This is a genomic window from Polaromonas sp. (assembly GCF_029945925.1).
GTDB lineage: Bacteria > Pseudomonadota > Gammaproteobacteria > Burkholderiales > Burkholderiaceae_C > Polaromonas.
On sequence record NZ_JAQSDN010000048.1, the window covers coordinates 73634 to 100063 of the forward strand.

25 protein-coding genes and 1 pseudogene are annotated in these 26430 nt (G+C 65.0%); 18 read left to right on the top strand and 8 right to left on the bottom strand.

The window, feature by feature from the left end; translation table 11 throughout:
- Positions 1-3: 3 nt before the first annotated feature.
- Positions 4-1926, bottom strand: coding sequence for a TAT-dependent nitrous-oxide reductase (nosZ, locus tag PSV40_RS16750; RefSeq protein ID WP_300539909.1), 1923 nt, complete (start codon positions 1924-1926; stop codon positions 4-6).
- Positions 1927-2154: 228 nt separating this feature from the next.
- Here nosZ and PSV40_RS16755 point away from each other — a divergent pair, with 228 nt between their 5' ends.
- The 3 genes from PSV40_RS16755 (at position 2155) to PSV40_RS16765 (ending at position 5210) form a co-directional block, all read left to right on the top strand.
- Positions 2155-2547, top strand: coding sequence for a c-type cytochrome (locus PSV40_RS16755; RefSeq protein WP_300539910.1), 393 nt, complete (start codon positions 2155-2157; stop codon positions 2545-2547).
- Between the two features lie 19 nt (positions 2548-2566).
- Positions 2567-3592: an FAD:protein FMN transferase gene (locus PSV40_RS16760; RefSeq protein WP_300539912.1), complete on the top strand. Its 1026-nt coding sequence runs from the start codon at positions 2567-2569 to the stop codon at positions 3590-3592.
- 619 nt (positions 3593-4211) lie between these two features.
- A complete protein-coding gene (locus PSV40_RS16765; RefSeq protein WP_300539915.1) occupies positions 4212-5210 on the top strand; it encodes a tripartite tricarboxylate transporter substrate binding protein in 999 nt (332 codons plus the stop codon).
- A 113-nt stretch (positions 5211-5323) separates the two neighbouring features.
- Here PSV40_RS16765 and PSV40_RS16770 read toward each other — a convergent pair whose 3' ends face one another.
- Positions 5324-5872 carry a C40 family peptidase gene (locus PSV40_RS16770; RefSeq protein ID WP_300539917.1) on the bottom strand — a complete coding sequence of 183 codons (549 nt, stop codon included), beginning with the start codon at positions 5870-5872 and terminating at the stop codon, positions 5324-5326.
- A gap of 235 nt (positions 5873-6107) precedes the next feature.
- On the opposite strand from PSV40_RS16770, the gene PSV40_RS16775 reads away from it, so the two are divergent.
- From PSV40_RS16775 to PSV40_RS16815, 9 genes are all read left to right on the top strand, one after another.
- Entirely contained in the window at positions 6108-7253 is a 1146-nt protein-coding gene (locus PSV40_RS16775; protein WP_300539919.1) for a PQQ-dependent sugar dehydrogenase, read from the top strand.
- A gap of 53 nt (positions 7254-7306) precedes the next feature.
- Positions 7307-8161: an archaetidylserine decarboxylase gene (gene asd / locus PSV40_RS16780; RefSeq protein ID WP_300539921.1), complete on the top strand. Its 855-nt coding sequence runs from the start codon at positions 7307-7309 to the stop codon at positions 8159-8161.
- A 364-nt stretch (positions 8162-8525) separates the two neighbouring features.
- Positions 8526-8849, top strand: coding sequence for a hypothetical protein (locus PSV40_RS16785; protein WP_300539923.1), 324 nt, complete (start codon positions 8526-8528; stop codon positions 8847-8849).
- A gap of 105 nt (positions 8850-8954) precedes the next feature.
- Positions 8955-9458, top strand: coding sequence for a response regulator (locus PSV40_RS16790; RefSeq protein ID WP_300539925.1), 504 nt, complete (start codon positions 8955-8957; stop codon positions 9456-9458).
- Between the two features lie 57 nt (positions 9459-9515).
- The gene (locus tag PSV40_RS16795; RefSeq protein WP_300539926.1) at positions 9516-9944 is read left to right on the top strand and encodes a hypothetical protein; all 429 of its coding nucleotides are present in this window, start codon (positions 9516-9518) and stop codon (positions 9942-9944) included.
- A gap of 36 nt (positions 9945-9980) precedes the next feature.
- Positions 9981-10784, top strand: coding sequence for an ABC transporter permease (locus tag PSV40_RS16800; RefSeq protein ID WP_300539928.1), 804 nt, complete (start codon positions 9981-9983; stop codon positions 10782-10784).
- A 46-nt stretch (positions 10785-10830) separates the two neighbouring features.
- Positions 10831-11835, top strand: a complete 1005-nt coding sequence (locus PSV40_RS16805) for a mammalian cell entry protein (protein ID WP_300539930.1) — start codon at positions 10831-10833, stop codon at positions 11833-11835.
- Entirely contained in the window at positions 11832-12503 is a 672-nt protein-coding gene (locus tag PSV40_RS16810) for a hypothetical protein (protein WP_300539932.1), read from the top strand. Before PSV40_RS16805 ends, PSV40_RS16810 begins: the two co-directional genes overlap by 4 nt.
- A 41-nt stretch (positions 12504-12544) precedes the next feature.
- Positions 12545-13747, top strand: coding sequence for a YbfB/YjiJ family MFS transporter (locus PSV40_RS16815; RefSeq protein WP_300540074.1), 1203 nt, complete (start codon positions 12545-12547; stop codon positions 13745-13747).
- A gap of 90 nt (positions 13748-13837) precedes the next feature.
- Here the strand turns inward: PSV40_RS16815 and PSV40_RS16820 are convergent, their stop codons facing one another.
- On the bottom strand, positions 13838-14416 hold the full coding sequence (locus tag PSV40_RS16820) for a restriction endonuclease (RefSeq protein ID WP_300539933.1): 579 nt from the start codon (positions 14414-14416) through the stop codon (positions 13838-13840).
- Between the two features lie 267 nt (positions 14417-14683).
- Between PSV40_RS16820 and PSV40_RS16825 the strand changes: the two genes are divergently transcribed.
- From PSV40_RS16825 to serA, 3 genes are all read left to right on the top strand, one after another.
- On the top strand, positions 14684-16936 hold the full coding sequence (locus PSV40_RS16825; RefSeq protein ID WP_300539935.1) for an ATP-binding protein: 2253 nt from the start codon (positions 14684-14686) through the stop codon (positions 16934-16936).
- Between the two features lie 137 nt (positions 16937-17073).
- A complete protein-coding gene (locus PSV40_RS16830; RefSeq protein ID WP_300539937.1) occupies positions 17074-18018 on the top strand; it encodes a DMT family transporter in 945 nt (314 codons plus the stop codon).
- 116 nt (positions 18019-18134) lie between these two features.
- The gene (gene serA, locus PSV40_RS16835) at positions 18135-19364 is read left to right on the top strand and encodes a phosphoglycerate dehydrogenase (RefSeq protein WP_300539939.1); all 1230 of its coding nucleotides are present in this window, start codon (positions 18135-18137) and stop codon (positions 19362-19364) included.
- A 146-nt stretch (positions 19365-19510) separates the two neighbouring features.
- Here the strand turns inward: serA and PSV40_RS16840 are convergent, their stop codons facing one another.
- Together PSV40_RS16840 and PSV40_RS16845 are read right to left on the bottom strand one after the other, a co-directional pair.
- Positions 19511-20107: a thioredoxin fold domain-containing protein gene (locus PSV40_RS16840; protein ID WP_300539941.1), complete on the bottom strand. Its 597-nt coding sequence runs from the start codon at positions 20105-20107 to the stop codon at positions 19511-19513.
- 355 nt (positions 20108-20462) lie between these two features.
- Complete coding sequence (locus tag PSV40_RS16845; RefSeq protein ID WP_300539943.1) at positions 20463-21437, bottom strand: tripartite tricarboxylate transporter substrate binding protein; 975 nt, start codon at positions 21435-21437, stop codon at positions 20463-20465.
- Between the two features lie 290 nt (positions 21438-21727).
- Between PSV40_RS16845 and PSV40_RS16850 the strand changes: the two genes are divergently transcribed.
- From PSV40_RS16850 to PSV40_RS16860, 3 genes and pseudogenes are all read left to right on the top strand, one after another.
- Positions 21728-22162, top strand: a complete 435-nt coding sequence (locus PSV40_RS16850) for a hypothetical protein (protein WP_300540076.1) — start codon at positions 21728-21730, stop codon at positions 22160-22162.
- On the top strand, positions 22162-23439 hold the full coding sequence (locus PSV40_RS16855; protein ID WP_300539945.1) for an Hsp70 family protein: 1278 nt from the start codon (positions 22162-22164) through the stop codon (positions 23437-23439). The genes PSV40_RS16850 and PSV40_RS16855 overlap by 1 nt, the downstream gene beginning before the upstream one ends.
- Before the next feature lie 26 nt (positions 23440-23465).
- Positions 23466-23702: pseudogene (locus PSV40_RS16860) on the top strand (Lrp/AsnC ligand binding domain-containing protein); the annotation flags it as partial.
- Between the two features lie 4 nt (positions 23703-23706).
- Here PSV40_RS16860 and PSV40_RS16865 read toward each other — a convergent pair.
- The 3 genes from PSV40_RS16865 to PSV40_RS16875 all read right to left on the bottom strand — a co-directional run bounded on the left by PSV40_RS16865 (position 23707) and on the right by PSV40_RS16875 (position 26404).
- Entirely contained in the window at positions 23707-24594 is an 888-nt protein-coding gene (locus PSV40_RS16865; RefSeq protein ID WP_300539947.1) for a DMT family transporter, read from the bottom strand.
- 243 nt (positions 24595-24837) lie between these two features.
- A complete protein-coding gene (locus PSV40_RS16870) occupies positions 24838-25539 on the bottom strand; it encodes a hypothetical protein (RefSeq protein ID WP_300539948.1) in 702 nt (233 codons plus the stop codon).
- 94 nt (positions 25540-25633) lie between these two features.
- Complete coding sequence (locus tag PSV40_RS16875) at positions 25634-26404, bottom strand: glutathione peroxidase (RefSeq protein ID WP_300539950.1); 771 nt, start codon at positions 26402-26404, stop codon at positions 25634-25636.
- Positions 26405-26430 lie beyond the last annotated feature (26 nt).

The window sequence follows — 26430 nt, forward strand, 5'->3', positions numbered from 1 at the left end:
CTATCAGGCTTCCACGATCATGCGGGTACGCATTTCAAGGTGGAGCGCGTGGCAGAAATGGGTGCAATAGCACCAGAACACGCCCGGCTGGTCGGCAATGAAGGTCACAGACTTCGTCTCCAGCGGATTGACGATGAAGTTGACGTTGTAGTTCGGAATGGCGAACCCGTGCGTCAGATCTTCGATCTTGTCGAGGTTGGTCAGGATCAGCGTGACCTCATCACCCTTCCTGAGCTTGAACTCGCGCAGGCTGAAGGCTGGTGCTTGCGAGGTGATTTTCACCGTGACCTTCTTGCCATTGCGGAACACGCCGGAGTCCTTGGCATCCTTCACCGCCAGCGGGAAGTCGTCCAGGCTGTACACCTGCTTGGGCTTGACCAGATCGCGCTTGAAGATGATGAAGTCATGTGGCTCGCCGCGCACCGGATGGTCGGCCAGCAGCACCATCTTGTCACCCGAAATGTCGATGAGCTGTTCGTTCTCGGGGTGCAGCGGGCCCACGGGCAGAAAGCGGTCCTTGGAGAACTTGCAGCCCACCGCCAGGTACTTGCCGTCAGCGGCAATGGTTTCGGACTGCGAGGCATTGATGTGGCCGGGCTGGTAGTGCACGTCAAGGCGGTCGACCACATACTTGGCGGTCTTGTCGCCAGCGTGGAACTTGATAGCCGCCTCCACATTCCACTTGACCACCTGGCTGTCCAGGAATAGCGTGGTGTACGCATTGCCACGGCCGTCAAAGGCGGTGTGCAGCGGGCCCAGACCGATTTCCACCTCGGCAACGATGGCATTGTCGAGTTTTTCCAGCTTGCCGTCGAACCAGTCGAGCACCTTGGCCAGTTCGATCACGGTGGCGGTGGGCGAGAGTTTGCCCGCGCAGATGAAGTACTTCTGGTCGGGGCTGGCGTTTACGCCGTGCGGGTTCTTGGGCACGCTGACGTAGGCGGTCAGAGCGGTCTTGGGGTCCTTGTTGCCTTCATGCGTGCCGTCCACAACGGGTACCTTGGAGGAGCCAATGGTCTTGAATTTGCCGGCCTTGACAGCTTCTTCGATACGGGCGATGTTGAAGAACAGGCAGGCGTCGCGCTCGGCCGACATCATGTCTTCGTACTTCACACCCATTTCGACGTTGTACTGGTTGGTGGCTGCCAGCTTGCCGTCAAACGAGGTGGCTGTCAGGTCGCAGTTGCCATCGATCAGTACCTGCCAGCGCACTTCCATCGTTTCAGCATCCACACAGGTGAACAGCGAACGGTATTTGCTGCCATCTTCTATGCCAGCATTGTTGGGCAGGGGAACGGCGAACTCGGCGCCGCAGAACACACGCGTGGTGTAGTTGATGGCCGGATCGACCGGGTCGCGCTTGTCCGGAAAAATTCCGTGGAAACCCTGCACGTTGGGCAACTGGGTGATCTTGTCGCAGATGAAGTAGTCGAGGCGAATGCGAGCGAGGCGGCTGTTGATCTTGTCGTTGATCCAGGCGTAGCGGCCGTCATAGTTGCCGTCCTTGTAGGAGGCGTGCGTGTGGTGCGTGTCGGCCACCGTGTAGCGCAAAGAGCCGTCGGGCTTGGTGCCCATGACGGCCTTGGATTCGTTCGTGACGCCCCAGCCCACCAGCGCGTCCGGCACAAAGCAGGGAATGCGGTGAATCTCACGGCCCGACGGCATTCCCAGAACGCGCATGTCGCCGGTATGGCCGCCGCTCCACAGGCCGTAGTATGTGTCGAGTTCACCGGGTTTCAGATGCACCCCGTTGCTGCTGCCATGTCCTGCGGCACTTGCCGGACTCGCTGCGGCTGCCGGGCCCGCGGGCTTGTCGGTGCATGCGGCAACGCCAACCGTCAGGCCGGCGAGTGCAGCGGTGTTGATGAACTTGCGGCGCCCGATCACGCTGAGTTGTTCGGACGGTGTATCTGTTTTCTGGCGCATGAGAAATTCCTAATGGAGGTAGAGGCAGGGCCTTGATTGCCCACGATGCACTTACGTTGATAACAGCCTATATGGTTCATCGAACAGGTCTGATCGGCATTGATGTAAATCAAAGGGGTATATGTAATACACTTTTTTTATAAATGAGCCGCAGGTAACACGTATTTCGTCGATCAGGCGCATAAAATAAACCGCATCTTCCAACGGAGTTCCTTCATGCACACACCAATGAATGCATTTGCAATCGCAGCGCTCGTTTTTTCTCTCACCGCTTGCGGCGACAAGACCCAGGTCGATACGGCAGCATCGCCAAACACTCCAGCTCCGGTCGCTGCGCCTGCAACACCAGCAGCACCGGTTGCAGAAAACACATTGGGCAAGTCGGTGTACGGCAAGACCTGCGCGCTCTGCCATGCAGCCGGCGTGGCCGGCGCGCCCAAACCGGGCGACAAGGCCGACTGGGGCCCGCGCATTGCCCAGGGTATGGATGTCCTGCACAAGCATGCCATTGAGGGCTTCACCGGCGCGAAGGGGCTGATGCCCGCACGTGGTGGCGCCACCGCGCTGTCCGACGACGACGTCAAGGCCGCGGTGGCCTTCATGGTCGATCAGTCGCGCTGATCTGCCCGGAAGCGATCCCGTGCGTTCTCCCGGTCCTGACGCGTTGCACCTTGGCCGCCGCAGCGTTGCATTTGGTTTGCCGCTGGCCGCCTTCGGTCTCTTTATTGCGCCGGTGCATGCCGTACCCGGTGTTCACCGCTTCTCGCAGGTGCTGATGGGCACACAGATGGACCTGACGCTGCAGGGCGCCGACCGCGCAGCCGTTGCGGCGGCAGCGCAGGCGGCGTTCGCGGAGATGACGCGGCTGGCCGACATGATGAGCCGTTACCGCAGCACCAGCGCCCTCACTGCCATCAACCTGATGGCCGGCCTGCAGCCGGTGTCCGTACCGCCAGAGCTGCTTCAGGTGTTGTTGATGGCGCGCCGCGCTGCTCACGCCAGTGGCGGCGATTTCGATCCCACGGTGGGCTCACTGCGCGACTGGAACTTCGACCCCGCCAATGTTTCCATTCCGTCTGCACAGCGCGTTTCGCAGCAGTTGAGTCTTGTCGGCCACAAGGATCTGCTGATCGATGAGCGCGCCGGAACCGCCTATCTCTCCAGGCGTGGCATGCGCCTGGATCTGGGAGGCATCGCCAAGCTTCCCATTCTGCAGGCGGGCATGCAGCAGCTGCATCGCCAAGGCGTGGCCGACGCAATGATCAATGGCGGCGGGGATGTGCTGGTGGCAGGCCAATTGAACGGCCAGCCGTGGCGGGTGGGCCTGCGTGATCCAAGGCAGCCCGAACGATTGATTGGCGCAGTTCCGCTGAACCATGGCTTTGTTGCGGCATCGGGCGACTACGAGCGCTTCGTGATCCATCAGGGCAGGCGCCTGCACCATATCCTCGATCCAAAGACCGGGTACCCGACACGGGGCCCTCGCGGTGTTGTCCTGATCGCGGACGATCTGAACGCGATCAACGGCCTGGGTGCAGCCATCATGGTGGCAGGTGCTGCTGCGGGACGCGCGCGGGTAACGAAGGCTCCGAACCTGGATGCGCTGATCGTCGATGCGGACGGCAGCGTCTGGTGTTCACGCGGAATGGCAACACGCCTAGCCTGAGGTCGGCAGCTTTGCGCTGCAAAATCAGGCGTCCGAATCTGTTGGGAATACGGACCTCCCTGAGGCGTATCCGTTGGCTATGCAATTCATTTCTGAAATTCGCACGCGTATTTTTCACGCGGCCATCTTCAGGGGCTGGCTCTGCGCCGACCGATCACGCATGCGTACGACCAACGCATTGAGAGTGGCGCGGATGAACTTCCACTCGAATAGCGGAAAGTCCAATGTTGTGGGTAACGCGCATGCGAGCCCTGATCTCAATCGCGAGCTCCGGTGGGAAAAACCCGAGGGCGTACCGGGCGAACTCTCTCCTCGAGGCCCGCCAATCGCTCCTTGAAGAAGCGCCGGCGCCACTGGCTGACACCTCGCGTCGGGTGTCCAGCCGCGCGACGATCTCGTCGATGTCTCTACAGTTGGCGGCCAGCAAGACTTGGGCCTTTCGCCTGGTCTGGGTCTGGTCTTTTTTTTTTGGGGGGGGGGGGAACGCTGTTCCGCTTTGCAGAACTCCGAGTGTCGCGCAGGTGTCCATCCGGGCCTTGCCGACGCATGTCTTTGGGGCAAACCCCGGGGTTGACGCTGGACAGATAGCCCAAAATGGGTTTCCTCTTTTGGAGAAGCCATGTCTGAATTCAAGTTCCCCCGCGTTGTATCTCGCCGCCGTTTCAACCTGGCCATCACGGCCGGGGCTGCCGCCGTCTGTGCGCCGCTGCTGGCCCAAAGCGCCTGGCCGAACAAGCCGATCCGCATCATCGTGCCCTACACGCCGGGTGGCTTCACCGACCAGATGGCGCGCATTGTTCAGGTGGGCCTGCAAAACCGGCTGCAGCAAACCGTGACCATCGACAACAAGCCGGGCGCCAACAGCATCATTGGCGTGGACCTGCTGGCCAAGGCGCCGGCCGACGGCAGCACCTTTGCCGTGGTGATTGCCGCCTATGCCGCCAACACCACGCTCTACCCCAAGCTGCCCTACGACCCGCGCAAGGATCTGACCGGTGTGTCCCTGATGGGGGTGTCGCCGCTGCTGGCCGCCGTCAACAACGACGCCCCCTTCAAGACGGCGAAAGAGTTGATCGACTACGCGCGTGCCCACCCCGGCAAGGTCAGCTTCGGTTCTTCCGGCAACGGCTCGGCCGCCCACCTGACCAGCGAGCTGCTCAAGGCCATCACCAAGACCTACATGGTGCACATTCCCTACCGCGGCGCGGTGCCGGCCCTGACGGATTTGATAGGCGGGCAGATCCAGCTGTTTTTTGACGCACCAACCGGGCTGATCAACCAGGGCAAGGCGGGCCGGGTGCGGCTGATCGGCGTGGCGAGCGACCGCCGCCTTCCGGCGGTGCCGGACGTTCCGACCTTCATCGAGCAGGGTTTTGCCGGCTTCACCGGCAGCACCTGGGCCGGCATGCTGGCACCGGCGGCCACCCCGAAGGACATCGTCCGGCGCATGTCGGACGAAGTCGGGCGCATCATCCGCAGCGATGAAACGCGTGCGCGGCTCGATGCCATGGGAACCTTCGGTGCAGGTGGAACGCCGGAGGAATTCGACGCATTTATTGCGCTGGAAACGACCAAATGGGCGAAGGTGATCCGGGAGGCCGGCGTCAAGGCCGATTGAGGCACACCTGCCGAAGCAGGGCAGGCAGGAAAAAAGACGGAAAAGAGAAGAAGCGGCGAGGAAGGGCGAGGGGGGGGGCGAGGAGGGGCGAGAAGAGGGCCGCGGACGGCCGCTTATTCGCCGGACGCGTTGGCTTGGGCGGTGCCCTGGACGCGGCGCGCACCGTCGAAGCGGTGGGCCCAGTAAGCGACGCTCAGGCTTTCAACCCGCACCTGGGCACCGGGCTTGGGCGCATGGATGAATTTGCCCTCGCCGACATAAATGCCGACATGGCTGAACGCCCGCTTCATGGTGTTGAAAAACACCAGGTCGCCGGGCTGCAACTCTTTTTTGTCGATGTTCTGTGTGGCGGCAGCCTGCTGTTCGGCGCGCCGCGGCAAGACCAGTCCCACGCTCTGCTCGTAGATGGCTTTCACAAAACCGCTGCAATCCACCCCGGTCTCGGCCGTGTTGCCGCCACGCCGGTAAGGCACGCCCAGGAAGCCCATGGCGTTGACCACCAGCTCGGAGGCCTTGTGGCCGACCGACTGCCGCACCTGGTCAATTTTGTTGAGCAGGCCCTTGTCGGCGAGGAATTTGTCCATGTCGTCACCGGAATGACCGGGTGCAGCGTGCACGGTGGCGGCCAGCAGAAGGCAGGTGAGGAGCAAGGGGGTACGCATGGGCGCTAGAGTACTTGAAGGACAAGTCCTACGTCAAGCTAAAGTTTTTTCTAGATTGCGTTGGTAAGCCATTGATTTGTAACGATTTACGTCAAAAAGTGCATTGTGAGGCTGAAAAACCGCCCCTTCCCCGGGGAACCCGCAGGCCTGTGCCGGGAAGGCGATAGTGGCATATTGCCAAGAGGCCCGGCTCTATCCGCCGCGCGGATTTTTTGCCTGAATCAAGGAGAGAAATATGCATCTATCCCTTATACCTCTTGCTTTTTGTGCTACTGTTTTTGTAGCATTGACAGGTGCAGCGGCACAGGCGCAGGCCGTGCGACCGGAGGCCGTCGCCACGGGCTTGCAAAACCCCTGGGCCCTCGCATTTTTGCCGCAGGGCCGCTTCCTGGTTACAGAAAGGCCAGGCCGCCTGCGGGTGGTGGAGGCCGATGGCCGGCTCGGTCCGCCCGTGGCCGGTCTGCCCGCCATTGACGCCGGCGGACAGGGTGGCCTGCTCGATGTCATCACGGATGCCGGCTTTGCAGGCAACCGCAGGATCTACTTCTGCTTTTCCGAGCCGGCCGCGTCGGGCAGCGGCAACAGCACGGCGCTGGCGCGCGCCACCCTGGCCGCTGACAACAGCCGGCTCGAAGACGTGCAGGTGCTTTTCAGCCAGAAGCCCAAGTTTTCCGGCAGCGCGCATTTTGGCTGCCGCATCGTCGAAGCTCAGAAGGACGGCAAGCCGGACGGCACGTTGTTCCTGACCCTGGGCGACCGTTATTCACGCATGCAGGACGCGCAAAAACTCGACAACCACCACGGCAAGGTGGTCCGCATCCACAAGGACGGCAGCGTTCCGAAAGACAACCCCTTTGTCGGGCGGGCCGGCGCCTTGCCGGAAATCTGGAGTTATGGCCACCGCAACATGCAGGGCGCGGCCCTGGCGCCCGACGGCACCTACTGGACCCACGAGCACGGCCCGCAGGGCGGCGATGAAATCAACCTGCCGCAGCCCGGGCGCAACTACGGCTGGCCGGTCATCACCTACGGCGAAAACTACGGCGGCGGCAAGATGGGCGAGGGCATCACCGCCAAGGCCGGCATGGAGCAGCCGCTGCATTACTGGGTGCCATCGATTGCGCCGTCGGGCATGGTGTTTCTGACGAGCGGGCGTTATGGCCAGGCCTGGCAGGGCAACCTGTTTGTCGGGTCGCTGAAGTTCGGCTACCTCAACCGCATCGAATTGACCGCGCCCTTCAAGGGCCAGGTCGTGCGCGAGCACAAGCTGCTCGATGGCGGCGGTGAACGCATTCGCGATGTGCGGCAGGGGCCGGACGGCCTGCTCTATGTGCTGACCGACAGCCCGCGCGGCCGCCTGCTGCGGCTGCAACCCGGCTGATGCAGGGTGTGCCTCTATAGAATGGGCGCTTCTCCAGACCACAGTGAGCCCGCGTGTCCGAACGATTTGAAGTATTTTTGCAATACCTCCTGCCCAAGCAGGCGATGACGGAATTCGGCAGCCACATTGCCTCCATGCGGGGCGGGGCGGTCACGACACGCATTATCCGCTGGTTTGTCGGCAAATACGGCGTGAACATGGCCGAGGCCGCCAACCCTGACATCGGCAGCTACCCGACGTTCAACGAATTTTTCACCCGGGCGCTCCAGCCGGGCGCCCGTCCGCTGGCCGCCGCCGACCTGGTCTGTCCGGTGGACGGCGCGATCAGCCAGTTCGGCGCGATCGAGGGCGACCGGATTTTCCAGGCCAAGGGGCATCACTACTCGACCACCGCCCTGGTCGGCGGCGACGGCGCGCTGGCCGCGCAGTTCGCGGGCGGCAGTTTCGCCACGATTTACCTCAGCCCCAAGGACTACCACCGCATCCACATGCCCATGGGCGGGCGCCTGCAGCGCATGATTTACGTGCCGGGCGAGCTGTTTTCGGTCAACCCGGCCACGGCGCGCGGCGTGCCCGGGCTGTTTGCGCGCAACGAGCGCGTGGTCTGCGTTTTCGAGTCGGCGCGCGGGCCGTTTGTGCTGGTGCTGGTGGGTGCCACCATTGTCGGCAGCATGGCCACGGTCTGGCACGGCGTGGTCAACCCGCCCCGGACGAAAGAGGTCCGTGAGTGGCGCTACGAGGGCCAGCCGCCGGTGGAGCTTGCGCAGGGTGACGAAATGGGCCGCTTTTTGCTCGGCTCCACCGTGGTGATGCTGTTTCCCCGGGGGCCATGCCACTTCAACCCGGACTGGGCACCGGGCACGGCGGTCAGGCTCGGGGAACTGATGGCGAACCGCCCGGCGCCCTGACGCTGCGCCGCAGCGCCGCTTTATTGCTATGAATAGCATAGCTGGTGACGCCCATTCCATGAGGGCTGGAGACCATTTTTGCTTAAAAAAAGCAGGCGTTCCGGCCAGCTTGGCTGCGCCCCAGCTGATGGGGGGCCGGGCCAGGACCGCGCACGAGGCGCGGCGCCTGTTGAAAACCCGGTCGCTCTGTAGCCTGCAGAAAGCGTTCGTGTTAACCCACCACCCCTGTCAGAGTTGACAGGGGTATTGCTGCACGCCCTGGACAAAGCATTTAAATTCAAGCACTGGGTGTTGTGCAAACGGCGGCAACGGGCCTGCCGTGATGGATGAACGTTCCTGCAGCTTCCCGGGAAACGAGGATGCGATGAATTACCTCATACGGTTGGTGGACAACCAGGAATTTCCGGAGGAACAATGCCGCCTCATCGAGCAGCGGTATGACCAGTCCCTGGTCGGGCAGCTCGGCAGTCCGGAGCAGGTGGCGCAGGCGCGCCGCGCCTGGGTGCAGGCCAAGACCCGGGAGGACGAGGCGACGGTGCCGGATCTCTCGCTGGAAGAAAAGCAGGCCATCGTGCGTTGGGAGCGTGCGGAAGCTGCCGCACGACTGCTCGCTTTCGAAGGCTACGCCGGTGCGCTGGAAGACCTCTACATCGACGTCCGTGTGCTGCAACCTGGGGGCGATCGATAGACGGGCCGCAGGCACCACGCAGGACGGCCTTGTCCTTTGTTCTGGATCAATCGCAGCCGCTTGACGCCAACTTACACTGATTTTTTCAGCATGGATCGAGGCCTGATGGTCACCACTGCTCATGTCCAGCACATCATCCCACTGCCGCGGGCCCGTACACCGGTGTCCCGCGTGAACGGGGTGGATGATGCCAGCGGCAAGGGCGCATCGCGGTCCCTCAAGGTCTTCGTGATCGAGGACGAGACGGTCCTTCGAAACCTGCTGGTTGACGCGCTGCAGGAGATACCCGGGGTGGAGGTTCTGTTTTATGCCGACAACGAAGTCTCCGCGACGAACTGGCTCTCGTCCCATGACAGCGCCTGGGATCTCGCCGTGGTTGACCTGTACTTGAGGCAGGGCAGCGGTGTGGGGGCGCTCAACTGGTGCATCACGCGCAGGGAGGACCAGCGGGTGGTGGTGCTGAGCAGCCAGTTGAGCCAGGAGGTGCGCCGCAAATGCCTGGCGCTGCGGGCCGACGCAGTCTTCGACAAGGCCGGCGAGATGGATGACTTCCTGGCCTACTGCCGGGCCCTGGTGGGTTCACCAGCGGCCATGCCCCGCATGCCCTAAACTTTCGGCCATCGCCGCCACTCCGGTTGCGAACCACGGACACGGAAGACCACACGCATGAGTGCACTGTTTCGCGAACAACTGCTGGCGGCAGCCGGGCAGGCCGCCTTTCCCGCCGAGAGAACGCTGGACCCGGCCACCGGCGAGGAGGTCTTCGACGCCGCTTCCGAGGCGACGCTGGCGCAGGTTTTTTCCCTGTTCGGGATCACCGCCTTGACGCCGCAGGACGAGGATGTCGACAAGGTCATCAACACCGCCTGCACCCTGGCCACCGAAGTGGCGGCGCATGTGCAGGGCCTGATCGCCGCCGGCGGTGCGCTGGATATGCTGGAAGAAGCCGGCGACTGGCACCCCGCCTACCGGGCCTACATCAGCGCCTTGTGGCAGGGGGAGCGCGACGAGGTGGCGCGTTGCGCGCAGGAACTCAAGCTGTCCGCGGGCATTCCCAACGGATCGCTCCCGCTTGAAGCGGGGCCGCTGGCCTGATAGGCTGAGGCACGCAGTGCGCAGTATCATGGCCGCATGACTCCCTTGGCTGGTCGGCGCGGCACGATGGCAGAACTGAACCACAGGGCGCGGAACTGGCTGGTGGGCTGGTGGCGCCTGATTCATCTCGGCGCGTTGATTCTGGTTCTGGCCCTGTCGCCGTCGAGCTACGCCCGCGACAACCGCCGGGCGCTGGCGCGCCACATCTATCTCAACACCGCGCCTAATCTGCTGGGTTTCACGCTGATGTGTGCGCTGATCACCGTGGTCATCACGCGCATCGTCATCGTCACCGCGCTCAGTTACGGCCTGTCGCAGTACGCCTTGCAGGTCGTCATCCGCGTGCTGGTGCTGGAACTGATTCCGCTGACGGCCGCCATGTTCGTGGCCCTGCGCTGCGCCATTGCCAGCGGGGTCGAGTTGTCGCTGATGCGCCAGCGTGGTGAACTGCAGGCCATGCAGCAGCGCGGCCTGGACCCGGTCCGCCAGGAGGTGCTGCCGCGTGTGACGGCCGGCATTTTCGCCACCGTCACGCTGGCCGCGCTGAGCTGCGTGGTGGCGGTGGTGATGGCCTACCTGGCCAGTTACGGTTTCACGCTGTCGGGCGTGGCGGTGTACACCCGGCTCTTCGGCCAGGTGTTCAACCCCGCCGTGACCCTGATCTTCGTGCTGAAAACCCTGTTTTTCAGCCTGGCCGTGTCGCTGATCCCGATGGCCTCGGCCCTGTACGACACGGCAGAGCTGCGTTTTCGTGCCAGCGCCGAACTGCGCATGCTGGTGCGCATGTTTGCGGTCATCCTGCTCATCGAGGTGGTGTCCCTCGTGGGCAACTACTACTAAGCACTGACCAATCTTTCGTCCCGACCCCCCCCATTCCTTCCAAGCCATGAGCCAAGCCCTGCCACCCCCCTCCCCGCCTGAGCCGCCGGAACCGCCGCCCGGCAGCAGTGTGGCCATGCCGCCCGTCGCCAACCTCGAATTCAAGGCGCTGCTGCTGCTGGTCTTCATGGCGGTGCTGGTGGTGGGCTCGGCGCTTTACGTGCTGTATGCGCGCGGCGCCTTTGAGAGCACCCAGAAACTGGTGCTGCTGTCCGACGACTCCGAAGGCGTGGTGGTCGGCATGGACATGACGTTTGCGGGTTTTCCGATTGGCCGCGTGCGCCGCATCGAGCTGGCTGAAGACGGCAAGGCCCGCATCATCGTGGATGTGCCGACCAAGGACGCGCACTGGCTGCGCACGTCCAGCGTGTTCACCCTGGTGCGCGGGCTGGTGGGCAGCACCAACATCCGCGCTTACACCGGCATGCTCCAGGACCCGCTGCTGCCGGACGGCGCGGTGCGCGAGGTGCTGCGCGGCGACACGGGCGCGGAGATCCCGAAGCTGATGGCCGCGGCGAAAGAGTTGCTGGAAAACCTCAACAGCCTGACCGCCAGCGAAGGCTCCGTGGGCGCCAGTCTGGGCAATTTCCAGAAGCTGACAGAGCGGCTCAACGGCCCCGGCGGGGCGCTCAGCGTGCTGCTGGGCAACGACGCCGAGGCCAAAAAGCTGATCGCCACGCTGGACCGCACCAACGCCTTGCTGACCAAACTCGACGGCCTGGCAGCCAAGACCGACACCCAGGTGTTCGGCGCCAACGGCGTGATGCCTGAAGCCCGGGCCACGGTGGTGCAACTCAACACCCTGCTCGGCGAAGCGCGCACCAGCCTGAAAAAAGTCGACGCGGTGCTCGTCGAAGCCCAGGCCGTGGGCGCCAACGCCCGGGCCGCCACCGACGATCTGGGGGCACTGCGCGGCGAGGTCGAGGCCAGCCTGCGCAAGGTGGATGGCCTGATCAACGAGATCAACCGCAAGTGGCCGTTTGCCCGCGACACGGAGATCAAGCTGCCATGAGACTTTTTACACCTGTCCTGTTCGTCCTCGCGCTGCTCTTGCTGGCGGCCTGCAGCGGCGGGCCCAAGGCACCCGACTGGCAGATGGAGGCCAAGACCGCGATGGAGCGGTCGGTCGCCGCCTACCTCGAAGGCAATTCGCGGGTCGAGGCGCAGGAGTTTGCGCGCGTGCGCAGCGAACTCTCCAGCACCGGCCGCAGCGACCTGATGGCGCGGGCCGAACTGCTGCGTTGTGCCAGCCGTGTGGCCAGCCTGGTGCTGGAACCTTGCGCCGGGTTTGAGGTTCTGCGGCAGGACGCACCGACCGCCGAGCGCGCCTATGCCGACTACCTCGCCGGCCAGTTGCAGCCGCAGGACATGGCCCTGTTGCCCGCACCGCAACGTGCCGCCGCCGCCGCCGGTGCGGATGCCGCGGCGCTGAAAGCCATGAGCGACCCGCTGTCGCAACTGGTCGCTGCCGGCGTGCTGTTTCGCGCCGGCCGTGCCAGCCCGGCGGTGCTGCAGCAGGCGGTGGACACAGCTTCCGGCCAGGGCTGGCGCCGGCCGCTGCTGGCCTGGCTGGGCGTGCAACTCCAGCTTGCAGAAAAGGGTGGTGACATGGAGGCGGCCGAGCGCCTGCGCCGCCGCATTGCGCTGACGCAAAACCCGGCCGCAGGCAGCAAGCCTTGAGCCGGGCGCCCGTGAGCCGCTGGGCGATTGCCATCGCCGGCATGTTGTCGCTGGCCGCGGCCATGGGCATAGGCCGTTTTGCCTTCACACCGCTGCTGCCCATGATGCTCAGCGATGGCGTGATCGACCTCCCGTCGGCCAGCTGGCTGGCCAGCGCCAATTACCTCGGTTACCTCGTCGGCGCGCTGCTGTGCACCTTCCAGCCCTGGATCTGGAAACACCTGCGTTTTCTGCCGGCCGTCGCCGCCTCAAGCTGGGTGCGTGCGGGTCTGGTCGCCACCGCGCTGCTGACCCTGGGCATGGCCCTGCACCTGCCGGCCGTGTGGCCGCTGCTGCGTTTTGCGGCCGGTGTGGCCAGTGCGCTGGTGTTTGTCTACACCTCGGGCTGGTGTCTGGCGCAACTGGCCAGGCTGGGCGCGCCGGCGCTGGGCGGCATCATGTACGCCGGCCCCGGCGCGGGCATCGCCCTGAGCGGGCTGTTTGCCAGCGCCATGGTGGCGCTGCAGTGGAAAGCTGCCACCGGCTGGTTGATTTTTGGCGTGCTCGCCGCCGTGCTGACGGCCACCGTGTGGCGCACCTTTCAGGAGCGCGGAGCCGGGCAGGGCGGCAGTGCAGCCAACGCGCCGGTCAGCACGCCAGCCACCAGCCATGCGCCGGCCGGCAGGAAGCAGATGCTGCTGCTGGCCCTGGCTTACGGGCTGGCCGGTTTCGGCTACATCATCACCGCCACCTTTTTGCCGGTGATCGCACGCGAAGCCATGCCGGGCTCGGTCTGGATCGATTTTTTCTGGCCCATCTTCGGCCTCGGCGTGGTGACCGGCGCCTTGCTGGCCACCCGCATCCCGGCCACCGGCGATTTCCGCTACCTGCTGGCCGGCGCCTACACGGTGCAGGCACTGGGCATTGGGGCCAGCGTGTTCAGTCCCAACCTGGCCGGTTTTGCGATCGGCAGCCTGCTGCTGGGCATTCCGTTCACCGCCATCACTTTTTTTGCGATGCAGGAGGTGCGGCGGCTGCGGCCGGCCGCGGCCGCCAGTTACATGGGCCTGCTGACCGCCATGTACGGCATCGGCCAGATTGCCGGCCCCCCGCTGGTCGCCGTGCTGCTGCGGCACAGCCGCAGCCTGGGCGAAGGTTTCACGCTGTCGCTGGAAATCGCCGCGGCGGCCTTGCTGGCCGGCGCGCTGATGTACCTGTGGATGGCCAGTGCCTATCCGGTGATGAAGGCCGTGCGGCAGCGCTGAACCCGGCTGGCTGGAGTCTTGTAGCGAAAACGGCCTCTGGCCCAATAGCTACCTGCGCTGGCAGCTACCAAAACAGGAGCAAATCCGGGCTCAGGCCCTGGCGATTTTCGCCAGCACCGGTTTGAGCAGCTGGGCCAGCTCGGTGCCCTGCAAAACGCGGATCCGGTGCTCGGCCGCAAACTGGCGCGCCTTCTCCGTCACCTGCCCGGTGGCGATGCACAGGGCACTGTCGGCCTGATGGCCGCCCAGCGCGGCCTGCAGGCCCTGGAAGGGCTCGATGCCCAGGTGTGCGGCTTTCCAGCGCTTGCAAGCGAGCAGCGTGGTGTGGCCGGCCTTGACCAGAACAAAATCAGCCGCCGCGCCGTTCAGGCGCCGCACCGCGTAGCCCTCGCGGACAAAAGCCTGCTCGACGGCGGCCGAGAAATCGCGCCAGGTCATGGCCTCCAGCTGCGCCAGCGTGCCCTCGACATGGGCGGTGCTGGGCGCGCTGAACTGCCTCCAGGCAGCGATCACGCCGATTACCGCAAAGGGGAGGCCGCCGAGGGCGCCAAACACAAAATACTGCGCGGGCAGCAGGGCTTTGGATGCCAGCCCGAAGGCGACGGCAATGGCAAAGCTGATCCACCATGGCGAGCGCAGCAGGATGGCAAAAAGTGACTTTTCAGCCATTTTGAATTTCAAGGTTTTCCTTTCGGGTGAGGGGACGGGCCGGGCCGGAATTGGGGGCGCATGGCTGAAAAGCGGGGCTTGCCCTCACAATTCGCCTTTTGCCTACATCTGTGCCGGGCAGACTTACTTATAGTAAAGCACCATGCATATTCCGGCCCCGCCTGTTGGCAGCATTTTCTGGCCCTTGCACTTCCGGGCGGCCCGGCACGTATTGGCCGGCGCGGTGCCGCCGGTTCATCCCGAGGCACAGATGCCTGAAGAAGGACGATGATGAAGGCCAACGACGACGAAGACCGCCTGCTGCGCTCAGTCGCCCTGCAGAATGCGCAGAGCATTCTGCGGGCACGCCAGCGGGCCGAGGGTGTGCTGGTGGCCGCCAGGGACGGGCTGGAGCAGAAAACGACGGAGCTGGCGCTGTCGCTGTCCATGGTCCGGGCCACCCTGGAGGCCAGCCGCGACGGCATCCTGGTCACCGACGACAACGCGCACGTCACCGGCTTCAACCAGCAGTACGTCCGGATGTGGGGTCTGTCCGACGAACTCATGGCCTTTCGCGACCACGAAAGGCTGCTCCCGGTGGCGAGCCGGCAGGTCAAGGATGCGCAGGGCTTTCTGGACCGGGTTCATGAGATCTACCGCCACTCGCCGGCGGAAAGTTTTGACCTGCTCAAGCTGCTCGATGGCCGGGTCTATGAGCGTTCTTCCAAGATCCAGATCGTGGAAGGCCAGCATGTCGGGCGGGTCTGGGTTTTTCGCGACATCACCGAGCAGCGGCGCACCGAGGATGCCCTGCGCAAGAAGGCCCGCGTGCTGGAACTGCTCAACAAAACCGGCACCATCCTGACGGCCAAGCTGGACGTGCACATGCTGGCGCAGGCGGTCATTGACGCGGCCACCGAGGCCAGCGGCGCGAAGGTCGGCGCCTTCTTCTACACCACCGCCGCCCCGGGTGGGGACGGCCCTTTCCTGCGGACGGTGGCTGGCATCGCCGCGCAGGACTTCGACAGCTGCGGTCTGCCGCAGGCCGGTGCGCTGTTCAACCTCACGCTCAGTGGCGCGCCGCTGGTCCATCTCGACGACCTGCTCAAAGACACGCGTCATGAAGCGACGGCCCCGCCGGGGGTGGTGCCGCTGCGCAGCTACCTGGCCGTGCCGGTTGCTTCGGGTTCTGCGGAGGTGATAGGGGGCCTGTTTCTCGGTCACCCGGATGCCGGCGTTTTCGACGACCGGGCCGAACGGCTGGTGACCGGCATTGCGGCGCAGGCCGGCGTGTCCATCGACAACGCCCGGCTGTATGAAGTGGCAAGGCAGGCCGCGCAGGAACGCGAAAAGCTGCTCGACAACGAACGCGCCGCGCGCAGTGAGGCCGAACAGATGAGCCAGATGAAGGACGAGTTCCTGGCCATGCTGGCCCATGAGTTGCGCAACCCGCTGGCGCCGCTGCGCGCCAGCGCGGAAATCCTGCGGCTGGGGGTGGGTGATCCGGCCGTCCTGGAGCGCACCCGAGCCATCATGGAGCGCCAGATCGCGCACATGACACGCCTGGTCGATGACCTGCTCGATGTCAGCCGCATCAGCCGCGGCAAGCTGGAGCTGCGCCTCGAGCCGATCCGGCTCGCGGACGCCATCAGCAGTGCGGCGGAAACCAGCCGGCCGGTCCTCCTGGAGCGGCAGCATGTGTTCACCGTCACCATGCCTGAGCAGCCGATTGCCATCACGGCCGACCTGGTGCGGCTGTCGCAGGCCTTCACCAACCTGCTCAACAACGCCGCCAAATACACGCCCGAAGGCGGCTCGGTCGAGCTGCATGTGGCCGCCGACGCACAAGGCGTGACCATCAGCATCGAGGACAACGGCATCGGTGTACCGGAGCACCTGAGCGCCCGCATCTTCGACATGTTCGTTCAGGGCGAGCCCAGCCCGGCCACGCCGAAGGCCCAGGGCGGGCTGGGCATCGGCCTGACGCTGGTGCGCAAGATTGTCGAGATGCATGGCGGCAGCATTCGGGCCGAAAGCCGCAGTGACGGCCCCGGCAGCCGCTTCATCGTCTGGCTGCCCGTGGCCGACGCCGCAGCCACGCTGACCGCAGCAGAGTCAGGCGCGGTTCCGGTCGCGGCTGCGGCGGTGGCTCCGGTCCCGCACCCCGCGGGCGTTTTCGAGCCGCGCCGCATTCTGGTCACCGACGACAATGTCGATGCCGCGCTGACGCTGGCGAGCCTGCTGGGCATGCTGGGGCACGAGGTGCGCACCGCGCACGACGGCGCCGAGGCCATCGAGGCGGCTGCGGCCTTCAGGCCCGACGTCATTTTTCTGGACATCGGCATGCCGCGTATGGACGGTTATGAAGCCTGCCGCAGGATTCGCGCTCTCGGCCAGGCGCCTGCCCCGGTCATCGTCGCCCTGACCGGCTGGGGCCAGGCCGAAGACAAACGCAAGGCGCAGGAGGCCGGCTTTGACCACCATTTCACCAAGCCGGTGGACCCGGCCCGCCTGGAGGCGCTGGTCGGCAGCAACTTCTGAAGCCCTGCCCGGCGCCGTGACGGCGACCCTGCGGACCTGGCCGGAAGCTGGTATGCTTCCAAATTGATAGCTGCTTGCGCCCGTATCCATTGGGCTGCAGGCCTGTTTGACCCCAAACTTTCACGGAACACGGCGCGATGACCTCCGAACAGAAAAAACTCCGCCGTGCGTCCATCGCCCTGGCCGCTGCGCTGGTGCTGGTGGTGATCTGGGGCATCAACTTTTCGCTGCAGAAGTTTGTCTTCAACGTGGTGGGCCCCGGCGGCTTCCTGTTTGCCCGCTACCTGATCATGCCGCTGTGCGCGCTGGCCTTGCTGGTCTGGCGTTTCGGCACGCAGTTTCCGCGCATCACGCGCCGGGAGTTCTGGCAACTCGCGCGCCTGGGTTTTGCCGGGCATTTCCTGCATGTCGGCATGGTGACCTATGGCATCCACTGGTCCACCGCGTTTTCGAGCTCGCTGATCCTGGCCTGCGGCCCCATCTTCACGCTGCTGATCCTGCGTTTCATGGGGGTGGAAAAACTGCACAAGGCGCAGATCATCGGCGTGGCCGTGGCTTTTGCCGGCGTGCTGATTTTCCTGTCCGACAAGCTGTTGGGCGGCAACTGGCGTGCCACCGGCGGCGACCTGTTCCTGCTGGTCGCGGCGAGTTTTTTCTCCTGGTACACGGTGGCCGCCAAACCGCTGATCGAGCGCCATGGCGGCGTCGTGACCATGGCCTACGCGACCCTGCTCGGCAGCGTGCCGGTGCTGCTGCTGTCGCTGCCGGCCGGTTTGTCCGCGCCCTGGGGCGATGCCTCGCTGGCGGTGTGGGCCAGCCTGGTCTGGTCGGTCACGGTGTCGGCTTTTCTCGGCTGGCTGGTCTGGGGCTGGGTCAACGCGGTGCGCGGTGTGGCCCGCACCGCGCCGCTGATGTATTTGATGCCGCCGGTCGCCGGCCTCGTGGCCTGGCTGTTCGCCGGCGAGCAGTACACCGCCATCAAGCTGGCCGGCGCGGCGCTGACGCTGGTCGGCGTGGCGCTGGCCCAGTTCACCAGCCGGCGGCAGGCCCTGGCCCGTGAGGCGCCCGCACCGGTGGACTGACAAAGCGCGACCGGGCGGTCGCGACAACCTTTTGGGCGGGCGGGCAAAAACGGTCTGAACGACCCGCCCGCAGGCCTTGGTTCATACTTCGGTGCTCCACCACCTGCCTGAGTGCCATGAGCAAAACCTCGACCGACAAGAAAAAGATCAAGTTTCTCCTGCTGGAGGGCATCCATCCCTCGGCTGTGGCGGTGCTTCAGGCGGCGGGTTACACGCAGATCGAAAGCCTCACGGGCGCCCTGGAAGGCGACGAGCTCAAGCGCAAGATCGCCGACGCCCATTTTGTCGGCATCCGGTCGCGCACCCAGCTGACCGCCGACGTGTTTTCCCATGCGGCCAAACTGGCGGCGGTCGGCTGCTTTTGCATAGGCACCAACCAGGTCGACCTGAACGCGGCGCGCGAGCGCGGCATTGCGGTGTTCAACGCGCCGTTTTCCAACACCCGTTCGGTGGCCGAACTGGTGCTGGCCGAGGCGATCCTGCTGCTGCGCGGCGTGCCCGAAAAAAGCGCCGTCGCCCACCGCGGCGGCTGGCTCAAGTCGGCCGAGAACGCTTTCGAGATCCGCGGCAAGACGCTGGGCATCATCGGTTACGGCTCCATCGGCACGCAGCTGTCGGTGCTGGCCGAGGCGCTGGGCATGCAGGTGGTTTTTTTCGACGTGGTCACCAAGCTGCCGCTGGGCAATGCGCGCCAGGCCGGCAAGCTCACGGATCTGCTGGCCCAGTCCGACGTTGTCAGCCTGCATGTGCCCGAGACCCAGGCCACGCAGTGGATGATAGGCGCGGCCGAGATTGCCGCGATGAAGCCCGGCAGCGTGCTGATCAATGCGTCGCGCGGCACCGTGGTTGAAATCGAGCCGCTGGCCGAAGCCCTGCGCCAGAAAAAACTGCTGGGTGCGGCGATCGACGTGTTTCCCGTCGAGCCGCGCAGCAACAAGGATGTGTTCGAGTCGCCGCTGCGTGGCCTGGACAACGTGATCCTGACGCCGCACGTCGGCGGCTCCACCATGGAGGCTCAGGAGAACATCGGCGTCGAAGTGGCGGAAAAGCTGGTCAAGTACAGCGACAACGGCACCTCGACCTCGTCCGTCAACTTTCCCGAGGTGGCGCTGCCGGCGCACCCGGGCAAACACCGGCTGCTGCACATCCACCGCAATGTGCCCGGTGTGCTGGCGGAGATCAACCGCGTGTTTTCCGACAACAACATCAACATCGCGTCGCAGTACCTGCAGACCAACGAAGCCATCGGTTATGTGGTGATCGACATCGACGCCGCTTCCTCGGACATGGCGCTGGCCAAACTCGCCGGCGTGCCGGGCACCATCCGCAGCCGCGTGTTGTTCTGATGTGAGCTGAACGCGGTTTTACCCCCTCTCCTTGTGGGAGAGGGCAGGGTGAGGGCCTGCGCCCCATTGATAAGTTATAGCTCGAGGTATGCCTCCTACCCTCACCCCAACCCTCTCCCATAGGGAGAGGAAGCAAGAAAATGTTGCTATGGCGCGGCCGGCACCTGCAGGCCAAGCAGCGCGGCCAGGGCGGCGGTTGGCATGGAGCCTTCCTGGGTCACCAATGCGCCGCTCTGGGCATGGGTGCCGATGATGGTCGGGATCGACGCAAAACCCAGGCGGGTCAGCAGCGCGGTGTTTTTCTCCACCATTTCTTTTTGCGCGGCGATGTTGCTGCCGGCACTGATGCCGCCGCCCTTGGCCTGCATGGAGGCTTCATGCTCATCCATCGCCGCCACCGGGTCCTTCGCGGCCAGCAGGGTGGCGCCCTGCGCGGTGCTCGAGGCGTTCAGCAAGCCCACGGGAATCCAGACAAATTTGGCTTGCGACTTCAGGGGTTTGGCCGCCATCCACAGCGCGGTGCAGTGCGGGCACTGGGCATCGAAGAACACATACACCGTGCGTGCGCTCATGGTCGAACCGACACTGAAGCCCTTGGCCTCGGCGGCAACGGCGGCGGTTGAAACCGGGGTGGTGCCGGCTTTGGCCGGAACGTCAGGCGCGGGCGTGTCCTTGCAGGCGGTCAACAGCAGCGTGGCCGCCACCAGCATGGCCGGGAGGATCTGGAAAGCTTGAAAGGTCATGTCGACACCGGAAAAAAGGGAGACAGTCAGCATAACGCAGGCCGATCCTGGGGACGTGCTCGCCGCTGCACGGCTTCTGGGGACAAGGGTCCGGCGACAGGCGCAGCCAAAATTGAAACAAAATGAAAATAGAGTCAAAAATCATGACACGAAGCGGCTTTCCCCCAAGGATGGCATTTTTTCCCGTGGGCAGACCCAGCGCCGGGTGCTCCCGCCAATGCGGTACCCAGTTGCCCACGCATCCTGTGCACGAATCTGTGGATAAGCACGTAAAAAAGCCACGAAAGGCTTGCCAGTCGTGGCTTGCGACAGTTTGCCTGCCAATTAAGCGCCGGCAAGCGCCGGCCGGCCGGGCTCAGCCCTTGAAGCTCATGCCCAGCCGCTCTATCGTCGCTTTTTCAGCGACAAAGGTTTCGCGGGCGAACTTGGTGTATTGCGCGGTGTTCATGTAGATCACCGACTGGTCGTATTTGTCGAAGGTGGCCAGTACGGCCGGGTCGTTCAGCGTTTTCCGGAAGGCTTCGTGCAGTGTCGCCACGATGGCCGGGTCCATGCCCTTGGGGCCGCACACACCGAAAGGCGAGTCCGACACGGTGTCGTAGCCCAGCTCGGTCAGCGTGGGCACGTTGGGCCAGCGCTTGGTGCGTTTGCTGCCGTAGGTGGCGATCAGGCGCAGCTTGCCCGATTCGACGTGCGGGCCCCAGCCGGTGGCGTCGCTCGCACCCATCACGTGGCCGCCCAGGATGGCCTGCATGTTGTCGGCGTTGCCCTTGAACGGCACATGGGTGAGCTTGATGCCGGCGCGTTGTGCAAACTCCTCGACCGCCAGATGCGGGCTGGTGCCGGTGCCGGTCGAGCCGTAGGTGAATTTTTCGGGGTTGGCCTTGGCGTAGGCCACCAGGTCCTTGATGCTTTTGATTGGTGAATCGGCGGGCACGACCAGGCCAAAGGTGTAGCCGGTCAGGCAGGCGATCCAGGTGAAGTCCTTGAGCGGGTCGTAAGCGACTTTCTGCATGTGCGGAATGCGGAACACGCCGTGCGGTAGTTGCGTCAGCGTGTAGCCGTCGGGTTTGGCGCTCAGCATCTCGATGGCGCCCAGCATGCCGCCGGCGCCGGGCTTGTTTTCGACGATGATGGTCTGGCCCAGGGTCTTGCCGGCGCTTTCGGCCAGCGAACGGATGACCGCGTCGGTGGAGCCGCCTGCCGGCCAGGGGCAGATGTATTTGATGGGGCGCGACGGAAAGGCCTGTTGCGCACGGGCCAGGGAGGGCAGGGCCACACCGGCCACGGCCGCTGTGGTGCTGGCAATAAACGCGCGGCGGTTGGTCATTGATAAGTCTCCGGAGGTTGCAGAACATCTGAAGTTTCAAGCGTAGCGGCCCGCTGTCGGCGTGTCATCAAGGTTTACGCGGGGAGCGTATTCTGCAAGGCAGAACAGCCGGCCGGCGCGGGGCCGGGCCGCGGGATGCAGGCGGTAAAATGGACGCCTGCAGACAGCGCACCGCAGCGCTCTTTTTTTGATTGAAACGACCCCCTGTGACCGATACCGCCAGCCTCCCGTCCGACCCTTCCTCCTCCGACCATCGTCCCGATCCCGACACCCCTGTCCAGCAGCCGCGCCTGTGGTGCGGCGACGGTTGGACGGCCCGCGTGCTCAAGAACGAAGACGACGACGGCTGGGCGGTGGCCATGATCAAGGATGGCGAACCCGAGCCCGCGCTGGTGGGCCCCTGGACCATGGGGCGCGACAAGAAAAACCCCAAGCCACTCGACGGCCCGGCCTTCAGCACCCTGGTCAAGACCGCGTCGGAGTTTGTGCGCAGGCATGAGCAGCAGCTGCATGCCACGCTGCACCAGCGCCTGGAAGTGGACTCGCGCGGCGCGCGTATCACCGTGTCGCTGGACATCGTGCCCGATGAAGACAACCCCTACGCCGTGCTGGCCGCGCGAGACGAGGCCGGCGAACAACTCGCGCAGGTGCGCGTGTCGCCGGCCTTCAAGCTGAGCCGCGCCAGCGCCACGGCCTGGGCCGACAGCGGCTTTCCCAAGCCCTGATGGCGGGCGCTTCTCCCGCGTGGATCGATGCCTGCGGCATCGACTTCGGGACCTCCAACTCCACCGCGGGCTGCGGCGGCGCCGCCCCGGGGCAGGTGGTCCTGCTGCCGCTGGAGGACGGCAAGCCCACCCTGCCATCGGTCGTGTTTTTTCATGCAGAGGACGGGCGCACCAGTTACGGCCGCGCGGCGCTGGCCGACTACCTGGCGGGCGACGAAGGGCGGCTGATGCGCTCGCTCAAAAGCCTGCTCGGCACCTCGCTGATTGACGAGCAGACCGAAGTCGCCGGCCGCGCGCTGCCGTTTCGCGCGCTGCTGGCGCAGTTCATCGGCGAACTCAAGCGCCGCGCTGAACACGCGGCCGGCCGTGACTTCAGCCGCGCCGTGCTCGGGCGGCCGGTGTTTTTTGTCGACGGCGACGCGGCGGCCGACCGGCAGGCGGAAAACACGCTGGCGGAGATCGCGCGCGGCGTGGGCCTGCGCGACATCGCCTTCCAGTACGAACCGATTGCCGCGGCCTTCGACTACGAGTCGCAGGTCACGCGCGAAGAGCTGGTGCTGGTGGTCGACATCGGCGGCGGCACCTCGGACTTTGCATTGGTGCGTCTGGCGCCCGAACGCGCGGGCCGGGCCGACCGGCGGAGCGACATCCTGGCCAGCAGCGGCGTGCACATAGGCGGCACCGACTTCGACAAGGTCCTGAGCCTGGCCAGCGTGATGCCGATGCTGGGCCTGGGCAGCCGGCTCGGGAATGGCCTGCAGATGCCGTCGTCGATTTATTTCAACCTGGCGACCTGGCACACCATCAACTTCGCCTACACCCGGCAGGCGTGGTCGCAGATCGGCGAACTGCACCGCGAGGCGCAGGAGAAAGACAAACTCGCGCGCCTGCAGCGCCTGGTGAGCGAACGCGCCGGGCACTGGCTGGCGATGCAGGTGGAGGAAGCCAAGATCGCGCTGTCGGACGCGCCCCGCACGTCCATGGACCTGGGCCGCATCGCCCCCGGCGAAACGCTGGTATTGCAGCGCGCGGATTTCGACACCGCCATCGGGGAACTGGTCGGCGCGGTGCAGCGCAGCGTGACCGGCCTGTTGCGTGATGCCGGCGTGCCGGCCGACGCGGTGGATACGGTGTTTTTTACCGGCGGTTCGAGCAGCGTGCCGCTGCTGCGGGCCCGCATCGCGGCGCTGCTGCCGCAGGCGCGCCGCGTCGAGGGGGATCTGTTCGGCAGCATTGGCGCCGGGCTGGCGCTTGATGCGCTGCGCAAGTTTGCTTGAGTCTCAAGCCGGGAAGACGGCAGCGGCTCAGCGACATGGTGCTGGTGCAGATCATGCTGGCCAGCCACTCGGACAACACGCTGGAAAAATTCGGCGAAACGCTGGCGAAAATTCCCGAGGTGATCGAGGTCTACCTGGTCTCGGGCGACTACGACTACCTGCTGCGCGAGCGCCTCTACAAGATCAAGGGCGTACGCCACAGCAAGTCCAGCTTCGTGCTGCGCACGCTGAAAAAAGCAGACCTGCCGCTGTTTCAGGCCTGACGCGTCAGCGGGCCTCGCGCAGCGCGCGGGAGCGGACCCAGGCCAGGCGTGCCTCGGTCAGCGCCACGCCCAGGCCGGCCAGGCAGATCAGCGCGATGCCCAGCGCCGTGGTTCGGCCCGGGGCCTGGCCAAACACCAGCCAGCCCAGCGTGGCAGCGGCCACAATTTGCAGGTAGCTGAAGGGCGCCAGCAGGGTGGCCGGGCTGTGGCGGAAGGCGGCAATCTGCAGCCAGTGACCGAGAAAGCCGGTGAGACCGGTGGACACCAGCAGCACCCACTCCCAGAAGGACAAGTCGGGTGTGGTCCAGAACCAGGGCAGAGCCAGTGTCAGGGCGATGGTGCCGAACAGGCCGCCGTAATAGTTGGTCGTCAGCGGATCGTCGTGAGCCACGCGGCGGGTGGCGATCTGGAAAAACGCAAAGGCCAGGGCCGTGGCCAGGCCCAGCGCCACACCGATCGGGTCCAGCTGCGCACCGGGCCGCACCACGATCAGCATGCCGGCAAAACCGGCCAGCACGCCCAGCCAGCGGTGCAGCCGGTGCGCCTCGTGCAGCAGCCACGGCGCCATCATCATCAGGAACAGGGGGGCCATGAAGTTGATGGCCGTGGCCTCGGCCAGCGGCAGGCGGCCCAGCACCGAAAAAAACAGCACGGTGGTGGCGATCATCAGGAGGCCGCGGACCAGCTGGCGCGGCAGCGACTTGGTCTGGAAGATGGCCCTGCCGCGCGAGGGCAGCACCACGGCCGTCATCAGCGCGGTATGCACGGCATAACGCATCCAGGCGACCATCAGGACCGACACGCCGGCCATGACCAGCCATTTTCCGGAGGCGTCGAGGGCCGAGAGCAGCCACAGGCCGGCGATGTGAAGAAGAATGCCGCTTTTGTTCATGAAGCCAGGGAGCAGGGTGGGGACGGGAGGGCTGGAGCAGGGCTTGGTGAAGATGACGGCTGGCCGTGCGGACCAGGTTCTCTCCCTCCAAGCATAACCATTGCGGGCGCCAATGCGGTCGTCCATGCGATCAGACTGGCCTGCCGGCCAGCTGCCTTTTCAGGATTCAAGGCTGAAAATGGCTTCCAGCCCTTATGTACTGGGCGTTGGCAGCTATTAAAAAAAGAGCAAATGAGGCCTTCTTCAGATGATCACAAGCGTCTGCTCGATCCCGCTGAACAGCATGTCGGCGTGTGCCGCGCTGTAGTGGATGCTGATCTGCTCGGCGTCCGCCAGGGCCTGCACATCGTCCCAGCCCAGGGCGCGGTAGCCGCGTCCCTCGTCCGTCGCCGCTGTGCCCTCGGTGCGGGTGACCGTGATGCACACCCGGGTCTGGTCACCGGCGGGTTCGCTGCTGAGCACCACGCTGGCGGGGGCCTGCGCCACGTCGGTCAGCGCAATCAGGCAGGCGGTGAACACGGTGCGCAGCGCAAAAACAGAGGTGATCACATCGGGCGCGTTGACCTGATTGGCGACCGTGAAGCCGCGAAAGGCCAGATCGGTCGCCAGCATGCCCAGCGCTTCCTCGATGCCGGCTTCCAGCGCGATGCTGCCGTTTTCCTTGGGGACGACCCAGGTGATCAGGTTCATGCTGGCGGTGGATGCAGAGCGCGACAGCGTGCTGATCGACTTGCTGTTGTCGCGCAGCACGGCCAGGTCGGGTGCCTCGGCCTGCAGCCGCCGGTCGAGAATGGCGGCAATCATGCCGATGGGCTGCAGTGTGCCGGCCATGTGGTGACGGATGGCGGGCGCGATGCGGCGTAGCAGTGCATAGCGGGCAGCCTCCTCGCGCAGCAGGTCCGGGGTGGGAGAGGCGCTTGTCAGGGGAACATCAGGTGGGGTCATCACACTTCACTCAGGTCGGGGGGCAACTCGCGCATCCTATCATCGGGCCTGCGCGTGCGTTTCGGTCTGGAGGACCTGGCGGCAACGGGGCGGTTCAGGGCCGCGCCTGCGCGGCAGGCTTGCCGGCCGCACTTTGGTCGGCAAGCCAGGCTTGCAGGGCGTCATGGCCGCCTATCTTCTGTCCGCCGATGAACACCTGCGGCGTGGTGCTGGCGCCGGCCACGGCCTGCAGGCTGCGCGAGGTGATGCCTTGACCGAGGGCAATTTCCTCGAAAGGCATGCCGGCTTTTTCCAGCAGGCCCCTGGCCTGGGCGCAGAACTGGCAACCCGGTTTGGTGAACATCGTGACCGGCGCCGGCGGCGGCGTGCCGGGGGTGAGGTAACGCAGAAGGGTTTCGGCATCGGACACCTCAAAGGGGTCGCCGTCCTTCTCGGGTTCGATGAACATTTTTTCGATCACGCCGTTTTTCACCAGCATGGAATAACGCCAGGAACGCTTGCCGAAGCCCAGGTTGGTCTTGTCGACCAGCATGCCCATGCCTTCGGAGAACTGGCCATTGCCGTCGGGCAGCAGCGTCAACTGGTCGGCCTCCTGCGCGGCGGCCCATTCATTCATGACAAAGGCGTCGTTGACCGACAGGCAGATCACGTCATCCACGCCATGGGCCTTGAACACCGGCGCCAGCATGTTGAAGCCGGGCAGGTGGCTGGTGGAGCAGGTCGGGGTGTAGGCGCCGGGCAGGGCAAACAGGACCACGGTTTTTCCGTCGAACAGTTCGGCGGAGGACACGTCCACCCACTGGTTGTTCCGGCGGGTCTTGAAGGTGACGTTGGGGACATGTTGTCCCTCTCGGTTGGGCAGCATGGGGTTTCCTTGGTTCGCGGGAGGGT